The 21,356-nt window shown below is 70.9% G+C and carries 20 protein-coding genes; 16 read left to right on the top strand and 4 right to left on the bottom strand.

Annotation, left to right across the window (positions count from 1 at the left end; translation table 11 throughout):
• Window positions 1-7 precede the first annotated feature (7 nt).
• Both OG883_RS18420 and OG883_RS18415 read left to right on the top strand, forming a co-directional pair.
• On the top strand, window positions 8-559 hold the full coding sequence (locus OG883_RS18420) for a TetR/AcrR family transcriptional regulator (RefSeq protein ID WP_266542269.1): 552 nt from the start codon (window positions 8-10) through the stop codon (window positions 557-559).
• Entirely contained in the window at window positions 556-2,100 is a 1,545-nt protein-coding gene (locus OG883_RS18415; protein ID WP_266542267.1) for an MFS transporter, read from the top strand. The genes OG883_RS18420 and OG883_RS18415 overlap by 4 nt, the downstream gene beginning before the upstream one ends.
• Before the next feature lie 63 nt (window positions 2,101-2,163).
• On the opposite strand, the gene OG883_RS18410 is transcribed toward OG883_RS18415, so the two are convergent.
• Window positions 2,164-2,886: a 1-acyl-sn-glycerol-3-phosphate acyltransferase gene (locus tag OG883_RS18410; RefSeq protein ID WP_266542265.1), complete on the bottom strand. Its 723-nt coding sequence runs from the start codon at window positions 2,884-2,886 to the stop codon at window positions 2,164-2,166.
• Window positions 2,887-3,076: 190 nt separating this feature from the next.
• Here OG883_RS18410 and OG883_RS18405 point away from each other — a divergent pair, with 190 nt between their 5' ends.
• The 3 genes from OG883_RS18405 (at window position 3,077) to OG883_RS18395 (ending at window position 5,449) form a co-directional block, all read left to right on the top strand.
• Complete coding sequence (locus OG883_RS18405) at window positions 3,077-4,225, top strand: glycerophosphodiester phosphodiesterase (RefSeq protein WP_266542263.1); 1,149 nt, start codon at window positions 3,077-3,079, stop codon at window positions 4,223-4,225.
• A gap of 117 nt (window positions 4,226-4,342) precedes the next feature.
• Window positions 4,343-4,882, top strand: a complete 540-nt coding sequence (locus tag OG883_RS18400) for a sigma-70 family RNA polymerase sigma factor (protein ID WP_266542262.1) — start codon at window positions 4,343-4,345, stop codon at window positions 4,880-4,882.
• 36 nt (window positions 4,883-4,918) lie between these two features.
• Window positions 4,919-5,449, top strand: a complete 531-nt coding sequence (locus OG883_RS18395; RefSeq protein ID WP_266542261.1) for a GNAT family N-acetyltransferase — start codon at window positions 4,919-4,921, stop codon at window positions 5,447-5,449.
• A gap of 39 nt (window positions 5,450-5,488) precedes the next feature.
• On the opposite strand, the gene OG883_RS18390 is transcribed toward OG883_RS18395, so the two are convergent.
• Together OG883_RS18390 and OG883_RS18385 are read right to left on the bottom strand one after the other, a co-directional pair.
• Window positions 5,489-5,908 (bottom strand): hypothetical protein, encoded by a 420-nt coding sequence (locus tag OG883_RS18390; protein ID WP_266542257.1) that lies wholly within the window; start codon window positions 5,906-5,908, stop codon window positions 5,489-5,491.
• Window positions 5,909-5,910: 2 nt separating this feature from the next.
• On the bottom strand, window positions 5,911-6,270 hold the full coding sequence (locus OG883_RS18385) for a hypothetical protein (protein WP_266542255.1): 360 nt from the start codon (window positions 6,268-6,270) through the stop codon (window positions 5,911-5,913).
• A gap of 83 nt (window positions 6,271-6,353) precedes the next feature.
• Here OG883_RS18385 and OG883_RS18380 point away from each other — a divergent pair, with 83 nt between their 5' ends.
• The 9 genes from OG883_RS18380 to OG883_RS18340 all read left to right on the top strand — a co-directional run bounded on the left by OG883_RS18380 (window position 6,354) and on the right by OG883_RS18340 (window position 18,983).
• Complete coding sequence (locus OG883_RS18380) at window positions 6,354-7,001, top strand: HAD family hydrolase (RefSeq protein ID WP_266549166.1); 648 nt, start codon at window positions 6,354-6,356, stop codon at window positions 6,999-7,001.
• A gap of 373 nt (window positions 7,002-7,374) precedes the next feature.
• Window positions 7,375-8,463, top strand: a complete 1,089-nt coding sequence (locus tag OG883_RS18375; RefSeq protein ID WP_266542253.1) for a methionine ABC transporter ATP-binding protein — start codon at window positions 7,375-7,377, stop codon at window positions 8,461-8,463.
• Window positions 8,460-9,128 carry a methionine ABC transporter permease gene (locus tag OG883_RS18370; RefSeq protein ID WP_266542251.1) on the top strand — a complete coding sequence of 223 codons (669 nt, stop codon included), beginning with the start codon at window positions 8,460-8,462 and terminating at the stop codon, window positions 9,126-9,128. The genes OG883_RS18375 and OG883_RS18370 overlap by 4 nt, the downstream gene beginning before the upstream one ends.
• Before the next feature lie 78 nt (window positions 9,129-9,206).
• On the top strand, window positions 9,207-10,067 hold the full coding sequence (locus tag OG883_RS18365; RefSeq protein WP_266542248.1) for a MetQ/NlpA family ABC transporter substrate-binding protein: 861 nt from the start codon (window positions 9,207-9,209) through the stop codon (window positions 10,065-10,067).
• A gap of 147 nt (window positions 10,068-10,214) precedes the next feature.
• Window positions 10,215-10,862, top strand: a complete 648-nt coding sequence (locus OG883_RS18360; RefSeq protein ID WP_266542245.1) for a GNAT family N-acetyltransferase — start codon at window positions 10,215-10,217, stop codon at window positions 10,860-10,862.
• Window positions 10,863-11,134: 272 nt separating this feature from the next.
• Window positions 11,135-12,361, top strand: coding sequence for a precorrin-6y C5,15-methyltransferase (decarboxylating) subunit CbiE (gene cbiE, locus OG883_RS18355; protein ID WP_266542243.1), 1,227 nt, complete (start codon window positions 11,135-11,137; stop codon window positions 12,359-12,361).
• Window positions 12,362-12,694: 333 nt separating this feature from the next.
• Window positions 12,695-16,132, top strand: coding sequence for a nicotinate-nucleotide--dimethylbenzimidazole phosphoribosyltransferase (gene cobT, locus OG883_RS18350; protein ID WP_266542240.1), 3,438 nt, complete (start codon window positions 12,695-12,697; stop codon window positions 16,130-16,132).
• A gap of 735 nt (window positions 16,133-16,867) precedes the next feature.
• A complete protein-coding gene (cobA, locus tag OG883_RS18345; protein ID WP_266542237.1) occupies window positions 16,868-18,100 on the top strand; it encodes a uroporphyrinogen-III C-methyltransferase in 1,233 nt (410 codons plus the stop codon).
• Window positions 18,101-18,164: 64 nt separating this feature from the next.
• Entirely contained in the window at window positions 18,165-18,983 is an 819-nt protein-coding gene (locus tag OG883_RS18340) for an RNA methyltransferase (protein WP_266542234.1), read from the top strand.
• 136 nt (window positions 18,984-19,119) lie between these two features.
• Here OG883_RS18340 and OG883_RS18335 read toward each other — a convergent pair whose 3' ends face one another.
• Entirely contained in the window at window positions 19,120-20,304 is a 1,185-nt protein-coding gene (locus tag OG883_RS18335) for a serine/threonine-protein kinase (protein ID WP_266549164.1), read from the bottom strand.
• Between the two features lie 203 nt (window positions 20,305-20,507).
• Between OG883_RS18335 and OG883_RS18330 the strand changes: the two genes are divergently transcribed.
• Window positions 20,508-20,765: a hypothetical protein gene (locus OG883_RS18330; protein WP_266542231.1), complete on the top strand. Its 258-nt coding sequence runs from the start codon at window positions 20,508-20,510 to the stop codon at window positions 20,763-20,765.
• A gap of 188 nt (window positions 20,766-20,953) precedes the next feature.
• Window positions 20,954-21,160, top strand: coding sequence for a hypothetical protein (locus tag OG883_RS18325; protein ID WP_266542228.1), 207 nt, complete (start codon window positions 20,954-20,956; stop codon window positions 21,158-21,160).
• Window positions 21,161-21,356: the final 196 nt, after the last annotated feature.

Genomic DNA, 21,356 nt, shown 5'->3' with positions numbered 1-21,356 from the left:
TTGTCTCATGACAGTCGATCGCGAACAGGTGCTGCGCGCCGCCGCCGCTCTGCTCTCCCGCAAGTCCTTCGCCACCATGGACGAAGTCGCGCGGGCCGCGGGCGTCGGACGCGCCACCCTGCACCGGCACTTCGCCGGTCGGCACTCACTCGTCAAAGCCCTCGAAAGTCTCGGTATCCAGGAGTTCGAGGCGGCGCTCGACGCCGCCCGGCTCGACGAGGACACGGCCGAGGAGGCGCTGCGCCGGCTGATCGCCGCGTTGGAGCCGGCCGCGCCGCTGCTCTCCTTCCTCGTCACCGAGAACCAGCTCTTCGAGAGCGACGGCATGAACGAGGGCTGGAACCGGCTCGATGCGCGGGTCTCGGCGCTCTTCCGGCGCGGTCAGGAACAGGGCGAGTTCCGTATCGACCTCACACCCGCCTGGCTGACCGAGGCTCTCTACGGGCTCGTCGGCTGCGGCGCATGGGCCGTGCAGGTGGGACGGGTCGCAGGCAAGGACTTCCAGTACATGATCGTCGAGTTGCTGCTCGGCGGAGCACGACGGAGCGTAGCGGAATGACCAGTACCGACCAGAGGGCGACCGAACACGAGGCCATACGGAGCCCCGGCCGCTGGCTCGCCCTCTCCGTCCTCGTCCTGGCGGTACTGCTGGTCGCCGTCGACGCGACCGTACTCGGCCTCGCCACGCCGTTCCTCAGCGAGGACCTGCAGCCCTCGGGCACCCAGCTGCTGTGGATCGGCGACGTCTACTCGTTCGTCATCGCCGGCCTGCTCGTCTCCATGGGCAGCCTCGGTGACCGTATCGGCCGCAAGAAACTGCTGCTCATCGGCGCGGTCGCCTTCGGCGCGGTCTCGGTGCTCAACGCGTACGCCACGACCCCCGAGATGATGATCCTCGCGCGGGCGCTGCTCGGTGTCGCGGGCGCCACCCTGATGCCGTCCACCCTCGCGCTGATCCGCAATATCTTCCACGACCCCAAGGAGCGCAGTGTCGCGGTCGGCATCTGGGGCGCGGCGGCCTCCGCGGGCGCCGCGGTCGGCCCCGTCGTCGGCGGCTTCCTGCTCGAGCACTTCTGGTGGGGCTCGGTCTTTTTGATCAACCTGCCCGTGATGGCGGTGCTGGTGATCGTCGGTATCAAGCTGCTGCCGGAGTCCCGCGACCCCAACCCCGGCCCCTGGGACCTGATCAGCGTCGTCCTCTCGCTGGTCGGCATGGGCAGTGTGGTCTACGCCGTCAAGGAGGCGGCGGTGCACGGCTTCCGCTGGGACATCGCGGCTGCCGCGGCCCTCGGGACCGCCGCTCTGTACTGGTTCGTACGGCGGCAGTTGACGCTGCCCTCGCCCCTGCTGGATGTACGGCTCTTCCACCACCGGGGCTTCTCGGGCGCGGTCCTCGCCGATCTGCTGACCATCCTCGGTCTGTCCGGTCTGGTCTTCTTCCTCTCGCAGTTCCTGCAACTGGTGCAGATGCGTTCTCCGTTGGAGGCCGGGCTGATCGAACTGCCCGCGGCGATCGGCGCGGTGGGTGCCGGCCTGATGGCCGGTCATCTCGCCCGCAGGGCATCCGTACGCAGCACGGTCGGCGGCGGTCTGACGGCGGTCGGCCTCGCTCTCGCCGCCTGTACGGCGATCAGCGCCTCCACGGGCGTCGTGGCGCTGGGTCTCGCCCTGTTCCTCGGTGGCATGGGAGCGGGCCTCGCGTTCACCGTGACGGCGGACGTCATCCTCTCCACAGTGCCCAAGGAGCAGGCGGGCGCGGCCTCGGCGGTGTCCGAGACCGCGTACGAACTGGGCGCGGCGCTCGGCATCGCCCTGCTCGGATCGATCGTGACCGGCGTCTACCGTGACTTCGCCGCCCCCGCGGGCGTCCCGGCCGATGCGGCCGCGGCGGCGCACGACTCTCTGGGCGGCGCGGTCGAAGCGGCCAAGGGCCTGCCCCAGGAGCAGGGGGCGCTGATGCTGTCGGCCGCTCAGGACGCCTTCACCGACGGTTTCCAGACGGCGGCCGCGATCGGTGCGGCGGTCCTGTTCGCCACCGCGATCGCCGCCTGGTTCATGCTGCGCGGCCAGAAGCTCGAGGACGGCATCGAGCACCCGTAGGCCGTAAGGATGTAAAAGGGCCGGGCTCCCCGCGGGGAGCCCGGCCCTTCGTCACGCCGTGACTCAGGCGGCCTTCGCCTTCGTGGCGTACATGTCCACGTACTCCTGGCCTGACAGCTGCATGACCTCGGCCATCACCGAGTCCGTCACCGCGCGCAGCACATAGCGGTCGCGGTCCATGCCGTCGTAGCGCGAGAACTCCATCGGCTCGCCGAAGCGGACGGTCACCCGGCCCGGCCGCGGCAGGCCCGCGCCGCCCGGCTGGAGCTTGTCCGTGCCGATCATCGCGAACGGGACGACGGGCGCGCCGGTCATCAGGGTGAGCCGGGCGATGCCCGTGCGGCCCCGGTAGAGCCGGCCGTCGGGGGAGCGGGTGCCCTCCGGGTAGATGCCGAAGATCTTGCCCTCCTCGAGCACCCTGCGGCCGGTCATCAGTGCCGCCACACCGCCGTTGGCGCCGTCGCGGTCCACCGGGATCATGCCGGAGCCGGTGAAGAACCAGGCCATCAGGCGGCCCTTGAAGCCCTTGCCCGTGACGTACTCGTCCTTGCCGATGAAGTAGACCGGGCGGGTGCAGACCAGCGGAAGGATCATCGAGTCGATGAAGGTGAGGTGGTTGCCGGCGAGGATGACCGGGCCCGTCCCGGGGATGTTCTCGGTGCCTTCCACGCGTGGGCGGAACATCAGGCGCAGGATCGGCCCGAGCACTGCCTTGATGAGCGTCAAGCGGGACAACGGGTCCTCCGGTGTCAGGGACGGTCGGGAACGGCCGGCGAGGGTCTGCACGGGCTAAGTCTGTGCAGGTGGGACGATACTCGCGGGTCATGTCTGATCGCACATCGGGTTCACGGAGTCGATACGCAGTGTTGACATGTGTTTCCACTGCGTTTGCCCAGGATCTGCCGCAGATAAGGCGTGTCTGCCTACCATCGGGCGATCGCTTGACAGGTGCGGGACATCACATGGAGGAACGTCGATGACACAGGGTGCGAGCAGAAGTCCCGGACGTCGGACCGTACTGGGCGCGGCGGTTCTCGGCACCGCCGCCATCGGTGTCGGCTCCACGACGGCGCAGGCCGACGAGCGCCACGGCGGCCATGGATCGTCGTACAAGGACCTGCCCGTCCCGACGGTCATCGCCCACCGCGGCGCCAGCGGCTACCGGCCCGAGCACACTCTCGGCTCGTACCAGCTCGCCCTCGACATGGGTGCGCACGTCATCGAGCAGGACCTCGTGCCCACCAAGGACGGCCACCTCGTGTGCCGTCACGAGAACGACATCACGGGTACGACGGATGTCGCGGCTCACCCCGAGTTCGCTTCCCGCAAGGCCACCAAGTCCGTCGACGGTGTCAGTCTCACCGGCTGGTTCACCGAGGACTTCACGCTCGCCGAGCTGAAGACGCTGCGCGCCAAGGAGCGGATCCCCGGCACCCGGCAGGAGAACACCCTCTACGACGGCCGCTGGGCCGTCCCCACCTTCGAGGAGGTGCTGCGCTGGGCGGAGAAGGAGGGCCGTCGGCGCGGCCGTCCCGTCTGGCTCCATGTCGAGACCAAGCACCCCACGTACTTCCGCAAGCTCGGCCTCGGCCTCGAGGAGCCGCTGGCCAGGCTGCTGCGCCGGTACGGACGCGACCGCCGGAACTCTCCGGTCTTCCTCCAGTCCTTCGAGCCCAGCAGCATGCAGCGGATGGCGAAGCTCGTATCCTCGCCGCGCGTCGTGCTGTTCGACGCCGCGGACACCCGCCCGTGGGACTTCGTCCAGGCGGGCGACCCGCGCACGGTCGCCGATCTGGTCAAGCCCTCAGGCCTGCAGTGGATCTCGTCCTTCGCCCAGGGCATCGGCCCGTGGGTCGATCTGATCATCCCGAAGGACGCGAACGGCAGGCTGACCGAGCCGACGACGCTGGTGCGGGACGCCCACGCCAAGGGCCTGATCCTCCACCCGTACACGATGCGCAACGAGAACAGCTTCCTGCCGGCCGACTTCCGGCGCGGCAGCGACCCGAACGCGTACGGCGATGTGTTCGGTGCGTACAAGGCGTACTTCGACACGGGCATCGACGGGATCTTCACCGACAACCCGGACACCGGACTGCTGGCAGCCGCCGACTTCCGCGGCTGACCCCGCCCCGCCCGGCCCGGCTCGGCCGGCCGGCCGGGCCCGCGGCCGACGCGCCCGTACGGGTGACTGTGCCGTCGTGCGGCAACCGCCGCCGCGCGACGGCACGTCCCGCCGGGCATGACCCTTCTCGAAGACACCCCCGCCCACGTGGTCAGCGCGCTCGGCCCGCTGGTGAGCGCCGAGGCGACGGCCGAGGCGCCGGGCACCGCGATGGAGGCCGGCGACCTCGAACAGGCCGTCTGGGTGCGCCTGCTGGAGCGGCTCGACGGGAACGGGCCGCCACCCGACGCCGCGCGCTGGGTGAAGACGGCCGTACGCGCGGAGGCGCGCCGCGCCCGGCGGACGGCCGCACGTGAACTCCCCTACGGCGACGAGTCCTCGGCGGAACCCGACCCGGCCTGCGGCCCCGAGCGCGCCGCGCTCAGGGCGGAACGCCGCCGCACCCTGCGGGCCGCGGTGGCGCGGACTCCGGGAAAGTGTCCGCGGCTGCTGACCGCGATGCTGTCGCCCGAAGACCCCACCTACCGGGAAATCGCAGGGGCGTTGGGTATCTCACAGGGCAGTTTGGGGCCGATGCGTTCCCGCTGCCTGGGATGCCTGCGCAGAATGCTCGCGGCAGAGGTTGCCGCTCCTGAACGCGGGGGAAAGGAGCGGTAGACAACCGGCGGACAGGTGAGCGGGAGGCATGCGCACATGGGCATGAGCGTGACCATCTCAGCGGCAGTGGAAGAAGATGCGGAGCACATCCTCAAGCTGCAGTATCTGTGCTACCAGAGTGAGGCAGAGCTCTACGGCGACTACGGCATCGAGCCTCTCACCCAGTCCCTCGCGGATCTTCGGGCCGAAATAGCCCAGGGGCACGCCCTGGTGGCCCGGCTCGGCGGCGAGGTGGTCGCCTCCGTGCGCGGCAGGGTCGACGAGAGCGGAACGGCCCGGCTCGCCAAGCTCATCGTCCATCCGCGGATGCGACGCCACGGCCTGGGCGGGCGGCTGCTCGACGCGATCGAGGAGACTTTCGCCGACGGCACGGCCACTCGGCGGTTCCAGCTCTTCACCGGTCACCGCAGCGACGGCAATCTGCGGCTGTACCGCAGCCGCGGCTATCTGCCGGTCTCCAGCGAGCAGGTCGGCCCGCGTCTCACGCTCGTCACGCTGGAGAAGGAGGCGGCGGCGCTGGGGGCACCTCCCGGACACGGCCCGGGGGAACTCGCCGCCAGCGCTTAGGCCCCCTGCCCGCGCGCGGCTCTCTGTGCCGGGTCCCGTTCAGTCCCTGCGGGACCGGCGCAGCCAGAGAATCCCGGTGACCGGAAGCAGAACCGGGATGAAGATGTAGCCCATCCCGTACTCCGACCAGACCGTCGAATCGGGGAAGGCGGACGGCTCCAGCAGCGTCCAGGTTCCGACGATCAGTACGCCCGCGAGCTCGGCGGCGCAGCACACCAGCGCCGCCCTGCGGGCCGTCTCCCCGCCGCGTACGAGGGTGTACGTGATGAACACGTACACCACCGCCGCGACGGCGGAGAGCGCATGGGCCAGCGGCGCCGCGTCGAAGTCGGTGAGGATCTGGTAGACCGAGCGCGACACCGCGCCCACCGACATGACTCCGTACAGCCAGACCAGCAGCAGTCCGGGGCCCTTGACCAGTGCGGACTGCCGCTTCTCGCCGGTGGTGGACTCGGCCATCGTCAGCCTCCCCAGATGTCGTGGAGCCGTACTTCCAGCACGGCCAGGACCACCGCGCCCGCCGCGACGGTCGCCGAACCCCAGCGGGTCCGCTCGCCCAGCGACAGGAAGCCGGACGCCGGCACGGCTGCGAACGAGCCGATCAGATAGGAGAGGAAGATCGCAGTGCCCTGGTGGGCCTCCTCGCCGCGCCCCAGCTGCACGATCCCGACCACCAGCTGTGCGAGCGCCAGCACCGACACCACGGCCATGCCGATGAAGTGCCAGTCCTTGGTGGGCTGATCGCGGTAGGCGGCGTAGCCGCACCAGGCGGCGAGGGCGAGCGCGGTCACGGCGACCGCGACCGTCAGGGCGTCAAGCATGGCTCCGAGAGTATTACGGGCCAAAAGGCCCGATGCGCGCGGGCCCCGCACGCCACGTAGGGTCGGCCTACATGTCCACGATCATGAAGATCCACGCCGAAGCCCTGCTGTTCGACAACGACGGAACCCTCGTCTCCTCGATGGAGTCCGTGAACCGCTGCTGGACCCGGTGGGCGCGGGAGTACGGGATCACGGCGGAGGACTTCGCCCGCGTCGAGCTGCACGGCCGCCCCGCCGCGGAGATAGCCGCCGACCTGCTGCCCGCCGACGTGGTGCCCGAAGCGGTGGCCCGTATCGAACAGCTCGAGGTCGAGGACGTGGCCGGGGGAGTCGTACTGCTCCCCGGCACCGCCGAACTGCTCGCGCAGCTGCCCGCCGACCGCTGGGCCGTGGTCACCTCCGCCAGCCGGCGGCTCGCCGAAGCCCGCCTCGAAGAGGTGGGTATCCGGCCCAAGATGCTGATCGCCGCCGATGACATCACGCGCGGAAAGCCCGACCCGGAGCCGTTCCTGCTCGGGGCCAGGCAGCTCGGGGCCGACCCGGCGCGCTGCGTCGTCTTCGAGGACGCCCCGGCGGGGCTGACCGCGGGGCGCGCGGCCGGGATGCGGACCGTGGCCTTGGCCACAACGCACCGGCGTTCCGAGCTGTTCGCCGACGTCGTCGTGCGCGACCTCTCCGCCGTGTCCGTGCAGGCCACCGACGGGGGAGTGGAGATCAGCGCAGCGGAATGACGAAGTCCATATGCTGTATCAAGCATGTCCGCTATTCGGACATGCTTGATCGGTTCATCCTTCTGTCTGCTTTACTTGCCCACATGACCACGACGAGCAGCCGCACCCTTGCGACCGAGGCGATCACGACGCCCGGTGCTCGTTGTATGTGTCGAATGTGCGCCTTCTGAGGGCCCCTGCCTGAGTCTCGCGCCCCGAAGCGGGACCGACAGCCGCGCCGACTCCGATCGTCCCGACGGAACGCATCGGACCGAGCCTGCCCCCGCGCCCGTGTTGTGCCCCGGCCACCAGCCGAATCAGCCGTGCGCGTCGGAACCGAATGCCCCGTGCCCGGCGGACACCGCGCCGTGCACTCGACAGTGACGGAAACCCTGTGATCACCACGACGGGCCTTACGAAAATCTACCGGGCCCACCAGTCCCGAGGCCGCGAGGTCACCGCTCTGGACGACGTCGACCTGCACGTCCGTGAGGGCGAGGTCTTCGGCGTCATCGGCCAGAGCGGCGCCGGAAAGTCCTCGCTCATCCGCTGCGTCAACCTGCTGGAGCGCCCCACCTCCGGCACCGTGACCGTGGCCGGCCAGGACCTCACCGCTCTGGCCGGGCGCGGCCGCCGCGCCGGCAAGGACCTGCGCGAGGCGCGCAGCCGCATCGGCATGGTCTTCCAGCACTTCAACCTGCTGTCCTCGCGCACCGTGAAGGACAACATCGAACTGCCCCTGGAGATCCTCGGGATCTCCGGCGCCGAGCGCTCGCGCAAGGCACTGGAACTGCTCGACCTGGTGGGCCTCTCCGACAAGGCGAAGGCGTACCCCGGGCAGCTCTCCGGAGGCCAGAAGCAGCGTGTCGGCATCGCCCGGGCACTGGCCGGCGACCCGAAGGTGCTGCTCTCCGACGAGGCGACCAGCGCCCTCGACCCGGAGACCACCCGCTCGATCCTGCAGCTGCTGCGCGACCTCAACCAGCAGCTCGGACTGACCGTGCTGCTCATTACGCACGAGATGGACGTCGTCAAGACGATCTGCGACTCGGCGGCCCTGATGAAGAAGGGGAAGATCATCGAATCTGGAACGGTGAGCGAACTGCTCGCGACGCCCGGCTCCGAGCTGGCCCAGGAGCTCTTCCCGGTCGGCGGCGAGTCCTCCGGCCCCGAGAGCACGGTCATCGACGTGACCTTCCACGGCGAGGCCGCCACCCAGCCGGTGATCTCGCAGCTCTCGCGTACGTACAACATCGACATCTCGATCCTCGGCGCCGCGATGGACACCGTCGGCGGCAAGCAGATCGGCCGGATGCGCATCGAACTCCCGGGCCGGTACGAAGAGAACGTCGTCCCGGTCGGCTTCCTGCGCGAGCAGGGCCTCCAGGTCGAGGTCGTCGACCCCGATCCGGACACGGCCGCCGCCGAGCCGGTCCTCCTGCCCGCGCAGAGCGGCCCCCTGGCGAAGGAAGGTGCCAAGTGACCTGGTCGGAGATGCAGCCGCTGCTCAGCCAGGGCACCATCGACACCCTCTACATGGTGCTGTGGTCCACCCTGGTCACCGTCGCCGGCGGACTGCCGCTCGGTGTGCTGCTCGTCCTCACCGACAAGGGGGGACTGCTGCAGAACACCCCGGTGAACAAGGTCGTCGGCGTGATCGTGAACATCGGCCGCTCGCTGCCGTTCATCATCCTGCTGATCGCGCTCATCCCCTTCACCACGTTGGTGGTCGGCACCTTCATCGGCCCGAGCGCGATGATCGTGCCGCTCGCCGTCGGCGCCATTCCGTTCTTCGCGCGGCTCGTCGAGACGGCGATCCGCGAGGTCGACCACGGGCTGGTCGAGGCCGTCCAGTCGATGGGCGGATCCATCCCCACGATCGTCCGCAAGGTGCTGCTGCCGCAGGCCCTGCCCTCGATCGTCTCCGCCGTGACCACCACCGTGATCGTGCTCGTCGGCTACTCGGCGATGGCCGGCGCGGTCGGCGGCGAGGGGCTCGGATCGAAGGCCGTGACCTACGGATTCCAGCGCTTCGAGACCCAGTTCATGCTCATCACGGTCGTCGTCCTGATCGCGATCGTCACCGCCGTACAGCTCATCGGCGACGGAGTCGTACGGCTCCTGGCGCGCCGCGGCCGTACCGCCTGACCCCCACAAACCTCACCCCACACAGCCCGCACTCCTTGTCCGGGCGCCGTTCCGCTCCACCAGAAAGAGGCACTTTTCGTGCGCAAGAACATCAAGCTCACCGCGGCTGCCGCCGCCACCGCCGCCCTCGCCCTCGGCCTCAGCGCCTGCGGCACCGCCTCCGACCCGGCCGCCAAGTCCGAGTCCGGCGGCAAGGCCGACGCGTCCGCGGTGCTGGTCGTCGCGGCCTCCCCGACGCCGCACGCGGACATCCTCAACTACGTCAAGGAAAACCTGGCGAAGAAGGCCGGACTCAACCTCGAGGTGAAGGAGTTCACGGACTACGTCCTGCCGAACACCGCCACCGAGAGCGGCCAGGTCGGCGCCAACTTCTTCCAGCACAAGCCGTACCTGGACGACTTCAACAAGAAGAACAAGACGACCATCGTCCCCGTGGTGAACGTCCACCTCGAGCCGCTGGGCCTCTACTCCAAGAAGTCCAAGGACATCAAGGACATCAAGGCCGGCCAGACCGTCGCCGTCCCCAACGACACCACCAACGAGGGCCGCGCGCTCAAGCTGCTCGCCGACAACGGCCTGATCACGCTCAAGGACGGAGCGGGCACCGACGCCAAGCTCTCCGACATCAAGGATGCCAAGGGCCTGAAGTTCAAGGAGCTGGAGGCCGCCACGCTGCCCCGCGCCCTGAATGACGTCGACGCCGCGGTCATCAACGGCAATTACGCCATCGAGGCCGACCTCAAGCCCGCCGAGGACTCCCTGGCGCTGGAGAAGGCCGAGGGCAACCCCTACGCCAACTTCCTTGCCGTCAAGGAGGGCAACGAGAAGGACGTCCGCGTGGAGAAGCTCGCGAAGCTCCTCAACTCCCCCGAGGTGAAGAAGTTCATCGAGGACAAGTACACCGGCTCGGTCGTCCCGGCGTTGGGCGCCGTCAAGTAGCGCTCGCCGCAAGCCCCTTGAACGAGGCCCCGCGCACACCATCGAGGTGCGCGGGGCCGCGTCGTACCGCCACCCGGTCATGCACATCCTCCACCCGATGCTGCATGCTGTGCCTTTACGGCTACGACCCTTACGACGGTCTTCGGCATGGAGCTGCGCATGACTACCACCTTCCCGGACGTGTCCATCAGCACGGAGCGGTTGGTGCTGCGCCCCTTCGAAGCGGCCGACATCCCGGCGCACACCGAGATGATGAACGACGAGCTGGTCACCGCCTGGACGTCGGCGCCCCATCCGTACACGGCCGCCGACGCCGATGCGTGGGTGGGCAGGATCGCTCCTGCAGAGCGCACTCAGGGCTGCGGCATAGTTCTCGCCGTCACCGAGTTCCTCACTCAGCGCCTTGTCGGCACCCTCCGCCTGCAGAACACGAACTGGCGCACGCTCTCCACCGAGGCCGCCTACGTCACCGCCCCCTGGGCCCGCGGTGAGGGGTACGCCACCGAGTCGCTGCTCGCCGTCGCGCAGTGGCTCTTCCGCGTCCAGAAGTTCGAGCGCATCGAACTGCGTACGGCCGCCGACAACACCGCCGCACAGCAGGTCGCGCAGAAGATCGGCTGCATCAGCGAAGGTGTGCTGCGCAACGCGTGGATAGCCCGTACGCAGACGGAGGACGGCGGCTGGACCGACATCCGCACCGACCTGATCGTGTGGAGCCTGCTGCCCGAGGATCTCGAAGGCGTCGCGGACCACATGGCGGACGCGGGATACGCCTCCTTCAGCGACTGGAACTGACCGGCCGGACCTCGGCGACCGGAAACTGACCGGCCGGACCTCGGTGACCGGAACTGATCGGCCGAACCGACCGGCGAACAGGCCGGGGACCGCACGGGGAATCGGCTGACGGGAACCGGCCGGGGACCGCACGGCGAACCGACCGACGGGAACAGGCCGACCGGAACCGACGGCTACCGCCCCGGGCCGTCCGATGCCCACTCCAGGTACTCTCGCCATGCCCCCCTTCGCGGGCGGCCCCCACCTGCGACAACACCAGGAGACTGAGGACGATGGCCGACCGGGTCACGGTGATCGGCTGGGACGGTTCGCCCCTCACCGCCGCCGCCAGGTCCGCTCTCTCCGCCGCCACCCTGGTGGCCGGGGCCGCGCACCATCTGGCGCTCCCCGAGATACCGCCGGGAGCCGAGCGCATCCGGCTGGGCAGTGTCGACCTCGCCGCCCGCCGGATCGCGGGGCACCGCGGCAGCGCCGTCGTCCTCGCCGACGGCGACCCGGGTTACTTCGGGGTCGTACGCACCCTGCGTGCGCCGGAGCACGGTCTGGAGGTCGAGGTCGTCCCCGCCGTCTCGTCCGTGGCCACCGCCTTCGCCCGGGCCGGAATGCCGTGGGACGACGCCCAGGTCGTCGTCGCCCACCGCCGCACGCTGCGCCGGGCGGTCAATGTCTGCCGGGCGCACGGCAAGGTCGGCGTCCTCACCTCCCCGGGAGCCGGTCCCGCGGAGCTCGCCCTGCTCCTCGAAGGCGTCCACCGCACCTTCGTCATCTGCGAGGAGCTCGGTACCGACCGTGAGCAGGTCACCGTCCTGACCTCCGACAAGGTCGCCGACCATGTGTGGCGCGACCCCAACGTGGTCATCGTGATCGGCGGGGCGGCGAGCGCGAGCGCGGCGGGGGCCGGCAGCAATTGGATCGCGGGCCGTGATCCCGGCTATCCGCCGGTGGCGCGGGGCTGGGCACTGGGGTGGGAGTCGTACGGGGCGGGGCTCGGCGAGGGCGACTCGGTGCAGCTGCGCGCCGCCCAGCTGGCCCGCCTCGGCCCGCGCATCGGGGACCTGGTGTGGGACATCGGCTCCGGCAGCGGGGCGCTCGCGGCGGAGGCGGCCCGCTTCGGAGCCGCGGTGATCGCCGTCGACGCCGATCCGGCCGGCTGCGCCCGTACCGACGCCGCCGCACGGCGTGCGGGCGTCCGGCTCCAGGTCGTGCAGGGGCGGGCGCCGCATGTGCTGGAGCGCCTGCCCGAGCCGGATGTCGTACGCATCGGAGGCGGGGGAGTACCCGTCGTGACCGCCTGCGCCGACCGGCGGCCGGAACGCATAGTGACCCATGCCTCGACCCGCGACGAGGCCGAGGCGATCGGCGCGGCACTGGCAGGGGGCGGATACGCCGTCGAGTGCGCGCTGCTGCAGTCCGTCGAGATGGACACCACGGCATGGGCGGAGCGGGAGCGTTCCGTCGTCTTTCTGCTCTCCGGCAGGCTGCCGGACCGCGCCCCCTGACCCTGCTGCCGAGCGGCGCGGGGTAGGCTGGCCGATCGTTGTACCGCTGCCGGGCGTTCGTCGCTTCGTTCGTCAATGTCCGGAAAAAGGGGTCGCTTTGACTCCTGTTTGTGGTACGTCGGAACCAGGGGACGCGCAACGTGGCGCAGCCCACAGTGGACCGTGACGGATCTCCCTGTCGCGGCGGCGAACGACCGCGACAATGCTTGGTGTCCGGGGGTCATCGTGCCGCGCGGCGCACACGCTCGTTCTTGTTGACGGGCATCAGGTGTGCCGCGATCGGGGGCCCTGGGCGATGGGCGAAGGAGCAGAACCGATGGGCGAGGGGTACGCATGACTGACACCGGCCAGATCCCGGGCGAGGGGCTGCCGGAGGATGCAGGCATGGTGGAGCAGCCGGGCAGCCCCGCTCCCGGCGCGTACACCTTCCTGGACCCCTCCGAGAACGGTCCCGAAGATGATCTGCTGCTGATGCCGGGTGCGCAGGGCGCGTGGAGCGACCCCCAGCCGGTGCAGCCGGGTGGGGTGGCGCAGGGCTCCGTGGCGCAGACGGCGCCCGGGGCGGTGCCCGTATCCGAGTTCCGGGTCGATGTGCCGGCTGTGGCGATGCCGATGCCCGTACAGGTGCCGGCCCAGATGCCGATAGACCGGTCGCCGGTCGCCGAGCATCACATCGCTGAGCACCAGATCGCTGAGCACCACGCTGGTGAGCACCAGGTCGCTGCGCCCGCGCCGGTACAGATGCCGGTCGGCCCGGATGCGGCTCCCGAATTCGTGACTCCTGAGTTTGTGGCTCCGGACTTTGCGACCGCCCCCGCACCGGCGCCGCTGGTGGAACCGGTGGCTCCCGCGTTCGCGGAGACGCACTTCGCCCAGTCAGAGGTATCCGTGTCGGTCGCCGAGTCCTCCGTGTCCGCGTCGGCCGCTCAGGCCGCCCCCGTCGAACCGGTTGCCGGGACCTCTCCGGCGACCGAGCAGTCCGCGCCCGCGTACGCAGGACAGGCTGCCGTGCAGGGGGAGACTGCGTATGCGGACCCCGTGCACGAGACGGGCGCGCACGAGGCCGGGGGCCGTGACTCCGGCCACGTCGATCTCAGTGGCGTACGCAACCCGCCCTCGTCGGCCACCCCGACTCCGCCGCCCGCCAGGCGCCCCCTGCACATGGGGCCGCCGATGCCCGACAGCTCGGGCGGCGTGGTGCGCTCCCTGGCCGACCGGGGCCCGGCCGGCGCGCCTGCGCAGGCCATGCCCGTACGCAGCCCCGGGCCGGCCACGGCGGGCCTGGAGTACCTCGACGTCCCGCGCGAGGAGACGGCGGCCGCGCTGCCGGGTCCGCAGCTGGGCGAGATCCCGCCGCAGGCCGGTGAGCCGTGGAACCCTCAGCCTCCGCAGTCCCACACGCCGCCCCCCGCCCCAGCAGAAACGGTCGTGCCGGAGCCCGCTCCGGTGTTCGCCGAGGTCTCGGCTCCCGTCCCGGCGCCCGCGCCGACGTCTGCAGGTGAGTTCGTCCCGGTCGACGGATCGCTCCCGAGCACACCGCACCTGGCGCCGACACCGGTCGCGGTGATGGTGCAGCCCGAGCCGGAGCCCGAACTCGCGCCCGAGCCCGTCCCCGTCTCGGAGGATGTTCCCGAGCTCGAGCCCGAGGCGGTCGCCGAGGCGACGGTGCCCGCGCCGCGTGAGGAGGTCGAGGTGAGCGAGATCGTTACCGTCGAGGTCGCCGAGGAGCCCGCGCCGGAGCCCGTAGAGCCCGAGACCGCTCCCCAGCTTGAGGTCGAGCCCGAGCCCGAGGCCGTTCTCGAGGCCGAGGTGGCTCCCGTTTCCGAGCCTGAGCCTGAGCCTGAGCCCGTTCCCGAGGCCGAGGTGGCTCCCGTTCCTGAGCCTGAGCCTGCGCCCGTTCCCGAGGCCGAGCAGGCCGAGCCCGAGCAGGCCGAGCCCGCCCCCGAGCCCGAGCAGGCCGAGCCCGTCCTCGAACCTTCTGCCGAATCTGCCGCGGAGCCCCAGCCCGCTCCCGAGCCGACCCCCGTCGGCGGCGGGACGCCGCCCGCACCCGGCTATGACGACGTCGATCGCGAAGCCGTACTCCGCGTCATGCGCGAGCGCCGGGACATCCGCAACGGCTTCCGTTCCGACCCCATCCCGCACGAGGTGCTGCTGCGCGTCCTTGAAGCCGCGCACACCGCGCCGAGCGTCGGTCACTCGCAGCCGTGGGACTTCGTCGTCATCCGTTCCGCCGAGACCCGGCGGACGATGCACGAACTGGCGCAGCGCCAGCGTGAGGCCTATGCCAAGTCGCTGCCGAAGGGCCGGGCCAAGCAGTTCAAGGAACTGAAGATCGAGGCCATCCTCGACACCCCGGTGAACATCGTCGTCACCGCGGACCCGACGCGTGGCGGCCGCCACACGCTCGGCCGCCACACCCAGCCGCAGATGGCGCCGTACTCCTCGGCCCTCGCCGTCGAGAACCTCTGGCTCGCCGCGCGCGCCGAAGGCCTCGGCGTCGGCTGGGTGAGCTTCTTCGACGAGCGCGAGATGGTACGCGCCCTGGGTCTGCCCGAGCACCTCGAAGTCGTGGCGTACCTCTGTGTCGGCTACGTGGACGAGTTCCCCGAGGAGCCCGAGCTGCTGCAGGCGGGCTGGTCGAAGCGCCGTCCGCTGTCGTGGGTCGTGCACGAGGAGACGTACGGCCGCCGTGCGCTGCCCGGCGAGGAGCCGCACGACCTGCTCCAGGAGACTGTCACCAACATCCGTCCGCTGGACGCGAAGGCGCTCGGCGAGGCGTGGGAGCGGCAGAAGCGGATGACCAAGCCGGCGGGTGCACTCGGCATGCTGGAGATCATCTCCGCGCAGCTGAGCGGTCTGTCCCGGCTGTGCCCGCCGCCGATCCCGGAGCCCGCGGCGGTCGCGATCTTCGCGGGTGACCACGGGGTGCACGCGCAGGGGGTCACCTCCTGGCCGCAGGAGGTGACGGCCCAGATGGTCGCCAACTTCCTCGGGGGAGGGGCGGTCTGCAACGCCTTCGCCAACCAGGTCGGCGCCGAAGTCTGTGTCATCGACGTGGGCGTGGCCGGGGACCTTCCCGCCACCCCGGGTCTGCTTCCGCGCAAGGTCCGGCCGGGTACGGCCGACTTCACGACGGGCCCCGCGCTGACCCGCGAGGAAGTCCACACGGCGATCGAGGTCGGCATCGAAACGGCGCGCGACCTGGTCGCCGCCGGCAACAAGGCGCTGCTCACGGGCGAGATGGGCATCGCCAACACGACTGTCTCCGCCGCGCTGATCTCGGTCTACACGGGCATCGACCCGAGCGAGATCACCGGCCGCGGGACGGGCATCAACGACGAGATGCACGCGCGCAAGGTCGACGTGGTGCGCCGCGCGCTGGACCTGCACGCTCCGGACCCGGCGGACCCGATCGGCGTTCTGTCGGCAGTCGGCGGCCTGGAGCACGCGGCGCTGGTCGGCTTCATCCTGGGCGGCGCGTCGCTGCGTACGCCGGTGGTACTGGACGGCGTGAGCGCGGGTGCGGCGGCACTGGTGGCACGCGCGATCGCCCACGAGGCCCTGGCAGCCTGTATCGCGGGCCACCGCAGCGCGGAGCCGGGGCATGTGGCGGCCCTCAACAAACTGGGCCTGCGCCCCCTGGTGGACCTCGACCTGCGCCTCGGCGAGGGCACGGGCGCGCTGCTGGCACTTCCTGTTATCCAGAGCGCGGCCAGGGCGATGCACGAGGTGGCGACGTTCGACTCTGCGGGCGTGACGGAGAAGTAACGGCCGAGCAGCCCTGGGCGGTTACCCGCCCGGGGCTGCCGCCGGGACCGGCCCAAGGACCCCTCTCCGTCCCCACGCCACACCGCGCTCCTCGGTACCTGTACGGCGATCGCTTCGCGGCGTACCTGCGCCGCAACCCGGGTGTGCCGGAGAGTGATCAAGCCCTGCGTCGCGAGCCCTGCGTCGCGAGCCCTGCGTCGCGAGCCCTGCGTCGCGAGCCCTGCGTCGCGAGGGCCGGCGGTTCTGGAGGACGAGCGGGCGATCCCTTGCCGCGCCGCAATGCATGGTGGTGCGGGGGAGGGAGCCCACCCATTGCCACGGAGCGCGGTGTTGCGGGGAGGAAGCCCGGTTTCTCCCAGCACCGCAATCCGCCGGTGCTGCCGGGGAGGGAGGTTCTCTCGTTTCACGCGCTGCGGGGTTTGCTGCTGCCGCGGGGAGCAAGCACACCTCCTCCCCGCACCGCGGAGCGGTGGCTCCGGGGCTGTGGGGGCGCCGGCCCCCCCACGGCGGGCCGGGGGCGCAGTCCCCCGGTTTCGGGAACGGGCGGGTTTCGGGAACGGGCGGGCAGGGGAACTCCCCCCGGGCGCCCCACCCAGCCCAGCCGCCGACCGCGCATCCACCTTCCGCCCCCTGCCCCGTAAGGTGGTCGCCGGGAACAACCCCCCGCCCACCAGCCGCTTCACCGCCGCAGCGGCTCCGTACCCCGCACGTCCCGCCCGAGGAGCCAGTACCGTCATGGCCGAGCACGCCGCCGAGCACCCTGAGCGCCCCGCCTACCCCGTCGGACTCCGCCTCTCCGGGCGGCGCGTCGTCGTCATCGGCGGAGGTCAGGTCGCCCAGCGCCGGCTCCCCGCGCTCATCGCGGCCGGCGCCGACATCGTCCTGGTGTCGCCGTCCGCCACGCCCTCGGTCGAGGCGATGGCCGACGCAGGTGAGCTCCGCTGGATCCAGCGCCCGTACGCCGACGGCGACCTCGCGGACGCCTGGTACGCCCTGATCGCGACGGGCGACGCGGACGCGAACAACGCCGCCTCCGCCGAGGCCGAACGCACCCGCACCTGGTGTGTACGTTCCGACGACGCGACCGCCGCCACCGCCTGGACCCCCGCCACCGGCCGGTCCGAGGGCGTGACCGTCGCCGTCCTCACCGGCCGTGACCCCCGCCGTTCCGCCGCCGTACGCGACGCCATCGTCGAGGGCCTGCGTGACGGCACCCTCGCCGCCCCGCACCACCGCACCCGTACCCCCGGCGTCGCCCTCGTCGGCGGCGGTCCCGGCGACCCGGACCTGATCACCGTCCGCGGCCGCCGCCTCCTCGCCGAGGCGGACGTCGTCATCGCCGACCGCCTCGGCCCCCGCGACCTCCTCGACGAACTCCCGCCGCACGTCGAGGTGATCGACGCCGCGAAGATCCCGTACGGCCGCTTCATGGCCCAGGAGGCCATCAACAACGCGCTGATCGAGCACGCCAGGGCCGGCAAGGCGGTCGTACGCCTCAAGGGCGGCGACCCGTTCGTCTTCGGCCGCGGCATGGAGGAGGCCCAGGCCCTCGCCGAGGTCGGGATCCCCTGCACCGTCGTTCCCGGCATCTCCAGTTCGATCTCCGTCCCCGGCGCCGCTGGCATCCCGGTCACCCACCGCGGAGTGGCGCACGAGTTCACGGTCGTCAGCGGCCATGTCGCCCCCGACGACGAGCGTTCCCTCGTCGACTGGGCGGCTCTCGCCAAGCTGCGCGGCACGCTCGTCGTCCTCATGGGCGTCGACAAGATCGGGGCCATCGCCGAGACGCTCGTCGCCCACGGCAAGTCCGCCGAGACCCCCGTCGCCCTGGTCCAGGAGGGTACGACGGCCGCGCAGCGCCGCGTCGACGCCACTCTCGCGACCGTCGCCGAGACGATCAGGGCCGAGGACGTACGCCCCCCGGCCGTCATCGTCATCGGTGACGTGGTGACCGTGGGAACCAAGTAACCAGCGGTAACCGATCACGGCCCCAGCCGTTGGCACCACATCTCGGAGAAGGCAGTATCACCCTGTGGCTGATCTCATCACTGTCGAAGACCCCGACGACCCGCGCCTGCGCGACTACACGGGCCTGACCGACGTCGAGCTCCGGCGTAAGCGCGAGCCCGTCGAGGGGCTGTTCATCGCCGAGGGCGAGAAGGTCATCAGGCGGGCCAAGGACGCGGGTTACGAGATGCGGTCGATGCTGCTCTCCGCGAAGTGGGTCGATGTGATGCGGGACGTCATCGACGAACTCCCCGCGCCCGTGTACGCCGTCAGCCCTGACCTCGCCGAGCGGGTCACCGGCTACCACGTGCACCGCGGGGCGCTCGCCTCCATGCAGCGCAAGCCGCTGCCGACGGCCGACGAGCTGCTCCGGACGGCCCGCAGGGTGGTCGTCATGGAGTCGGTCAACGACCACACCAACATCGGCGCGATCTTCCGCAGCGCCGCCGCGCTCGGCATGGACGCCGTACTGCTCTCCCCGGACTGTGCGGACCCGCTCTACCGCCGCTCCGTGAAGGTCTCCATGGGCGCGGTCTTCTCCGTCCCGTACGCCCGTCTCGAAACCTGGCCCAGGGGGCTGGAATCCGTACGGGAAGCGGGCTTCAAGCTTCTCGCCCTCACTCCCGACGAGAAGGCCGCCGCGATCGACGATGCGGCTCCGCACCGGCTGGAGCGCGTCGCGCTGATGCTGGGCGCCGAGGGCGACGGGCTCTCCACACAGGCGCTGGTCGCCGCCGACGAGTGGGTACGGATCCCGATGGCGCACGGAGTGGACTCGCTCAATGTGGGCGCGGCCGCGGCGGTCGCGTTCTACGCGGTGGCGACGGGCCGCCCGCAGTCCTGAACAGCTGCCGAGCCGGAGCTCCTCCACCGCAGCCACCGAGCGTCAGCAGCCACTCGACCGCAGCCACCGAACCCCAGCAGCCACCCGGACCCAGCAGCAGCTGAACCTCCGCAGCAGCCGAACCGCAGCAGCCGGGCTACAGCTGCTGAGCCGCCGCGATGCCCAGCGCCACGATCAGCGTCACCACGACGAAGACGATGATCCGCTGCCGCAGCAGTCGCGGATTGGCGGGCCGCCGGCCCCCGGTCGACGTCGTCCGCACACCGGGCCTGGTGCCCTGACGGCCGTTCGTACGGGAGGTGTTGCGGGGCGTCTGGGGGCGTGTGCCGCCGGTGCGCGGGGAGTGCGGGGGGTACGGGCGCGGCGCGGAGTTGCCGGCCGTACGCCGTTCCATGCGTTCCGTGCGCTCGTTCCGCTCGGTGCGTTCCGGGTAGCGCGAGGTCGGACGGTCCTGCTCGATACGCTCGCGCTGGGCCGGCGGCCGGGCCTCGGGCAGTCCGTGGGCCTCCCTGGCCGCGATCTCCTTGAGCCGCATCGACAGTTGCAGCGTGCTGGGCCGCTCCTCGGGGTCCTTCTCCAGGCAGGCCTGGACAAGCGGAGCCAGTGCATCCGGAACCCCGTACAGCTGTGGCTCCTCGTGCACCACCCGGTAGAGCATGACCTCCGAACTGCCGTGTCCGAAGGGTGAGTCGGCGGTCGCGGCGTACGCGAGTGTGGCGCCCAGCGCGAAGACGTCCGTGGCCGGGGTGACCGCCGCGCCGCGCACCTGCTCGGGCGCGAGGAAACCGGGGGAGCCCACCGCGGTGCCGACATGGGTGAGCGTGCTCGCGCCGGTCGCCCAGGCGATGCCGAAGTCGATGATCCGGGGGCCCTTGGGGGAGAGCAGGATGTTCGAGGGCTTCAGATCCCGGTGGACCACGCCGGCCTCGTGCACCGCGACCAGGCCCTCGGAGAGCGCCGCACCGATCGCGGCCACCTGGGCGGCCTGCAGCGGACCGTCCTCGGCCACCTTGTCGTGCAGCGAGGGCCCGGGGACGTACTGGGTGGCGAACCAGGGGCGGTCCGCCTCGAGATCGGCGGCCACCAGGCGGGCCGTACAGCCGCCGCGGATCCGCCGTGCGGCGGACACCTCGCGCGCGAACCGCGATCTGAACTCCTGGTCCTCCGCCAGATCCGGCCGGATCACCTTCAGGGCCACCCGCTGGCCGCGACGGTCGGAGCCGAGGTACACGACCCCCATGCCACCCGCGCCGAGCCGCCGGTGAAGTCTGAACGAGCCGACGACACGCGGGTCCTCGCGCCGGAGCCGCATCATCGCCATGTCCATCCCCGCTGCCCGGTCGCCGTTTGACGTGGCACAGCTTACGTACCCCTGCCCCGGTGTGCTCATAGGCCGCGCCCTCACTGTCCGATGGATTGTCAGTGCCGGGTGGGAAACTTGAAGAGTGGTCAGGAGGCTGCGGGTCCATGGCTCCTGACCCGTGCGAGATCTCAATGGTCCGTCGCAGAAGGGGGATTGGATCGATGAAGGGTGACCGCGTGGAGATAGTCGTGGACGCGGGAGACACGACTCGTACCTACGAAGTAGTGGCAAGCCGGGCGGGCCGCCGGGTGGAGACGGCGGTGCGCAGAGGTGTGGTGGAAGTGAGCGAAGTCACCCGAAACGGATCAGTGGTGCGGACGGCCCGTTTCATGGCCACCCGGGTGCTGGCTCTGGTCGAGCAGCCGGTGCCGCGGGAGGAGGTCTCGGAGCGACCCCTCCGGGAAGACCCCAAGGCCTAGGTCCGCGTCTCCACCCTGGGGAGTACGCCGTCGGGGGGTGGCTCATCCTCCGGGAGGCCCGGCAAGCGGTACGCGGGCATGACGCCGTGGCCTTGTCGTTTCCCTAATGTTGAAGTCAAGCGGCGGGTGCAGCACTCGTCCCCCGAGGTCAGACACCCGCCGCTGCTACATACGACAGGAGAGGGACCATGGCGGACACGGCGTCGCGGACGATGATCCGCATGCAGGGACGCAAGGCTTTCGCCGCGTTCGGCGGCCGCCCGTCCGGTAGGCGTCACCCGCTGGTGGCGACGGCCATGGTGCTTCCTCTTGCGGCCCTGCTGGTGGTCGTCTTCGGCGGCTGGGAAGCGGTGGTCACACAGGCGTCGTCCGTGGGCGTGATGCTGGGGCGCTGAGAGGCGCCCCGGACCCGGAAGAGCGGTCCGGGTCGGGGACATCCGGCCAACAACCCCGTGGGGACGGGGGTGCGGCGGACGGCAGCGTTTGGCCGGTCAGCTGGGGAGCTGACCGGCCATCGCGCTGTCCGGGCTCCCTTGCGAGGGGTGCCCTCCGCCTCCGCGTAGGCTCCCTGCCGGACCGCATCGCATCCGG

The organism is Streptomyces sp. NBC_01142, from assembly GCF_026341125.1.
Classification (GTDB): Bacteria; Actinomycetota; Actinomycetes; order Streptomycetales; family Streptomycetaceae; genus Streptomyces.
The sequence above is the reverse complement of the archived record's forward strand: the minus strand, read 5'-3'. Positions and strand labels throughout refer to the sequence as shown.

Excerpts from the sequence above, each read along its gene's own strand:
- OG883_RS18400 (WP_266542262.1), top strand. The coding sequence starts at position 4,343 with ATGACCCTTCTCGAAGACACCCCCGCCCACGTGGTCAGCGCGCTCGGC.
- OG883_RS18385 (WP_266542255.1), bottom strand. The coding sequence starts at position 6,270 with ATGCTTGACGCCCTGACGGTCGCGGTCGCCGTGACCGCGCTCGCCCTC.
- OG883_RS18360 (WP_266542245.1), top strand. The coding sequence starts at position 10,215 with ATGGAGCTGCGCATGACTACCACCTTCCCGGACGTGTCCATCAGCACG.
- OG883_RS18390 (WP_266542257.1), bottom strand. The coding sequence starts at position 5,908 with ATGGCCGAGTCCACCACCGGCGAGAAGCGGCAGTCCGCACTGGTCAAG.
- OG883_RS18395 (WP_266542261.1), top strand. The coding sequence starts at position 4,919 with ATGGGCATGAGCGTGACCATCTCAGCGGCAGTGGAAGAAGATGCGGAG.
- OG883_RS18335 (WP_266549164.1), bottom strand. The coding sequence starts at position 20,304 with ATGGCGATGATGCGGCTCCGGCGCGAGGACCCGCGTGTCGTCGGCTCG.
- OG883_RS18405 (WP_266542263.1), top strand. The coding sequence starts at position 3,077 with ATGACACAGGGTGCGAGCAGAAGTCCCGGACGTCGGACCGTACTGGGC.
- cbiE (WP_266542243.1), top strand. The coding sequence starts at position 11,135 with ATGGCCGACCGGGTCACGGTGATCGGCTGGGACGGTTCGCCCCTCACC.
- OG883_RS18330 (WP_266542231.1), top strand. The coding sequence starts at position 20,508 with ATGAAGGGTGACCGCGTGGAGATAGTCGTGGACGCGGGAGACACGACT.
- OG883_RS18415 (WP_266542267.1), top strand. The coding sequence starts at position 556 with ATGACCAGTACCGACCAGAGGGCGACCGAACACGAGGCCATACGGAGC.
- OG883_RS18325 (WP_266542228.1), top strand. The coding sequence starts at position 20,954 with ATGGCGGACACGGCGTCGCGGACGATGATCCGCATGCAGGGACGCAAG.
- OG883_RS18380 (WP_266549166.1), top strand. The coding sequence starts at position 6,354 with ATGAAGATCCACGCCGAAGCCCTGCTGTTCGACAACGACGGAACCCTC.
- OG883_RS18420 (WP_266542269.1), top strand. The coding sequence starts at position 8 with ATGACAGTCGATCGCGAACAGGTGCTGCGCGCCGCCGCCGCTCTGCTC.
- cobT (WP_266542240.1), top strand. The coding sequence starts at position 12,695 with ATGACTGACACCGGCCAGATCCCGGGCGAGGGGCTGCCGGAGGATGCA.
- cobA (WP_266542237.1), top strand. The coding sequence starts at position 16,868 with ATGGCCGAGCACGCCGCCGAGCACCCTGAGCGCCCCGCCTACCCCGTC.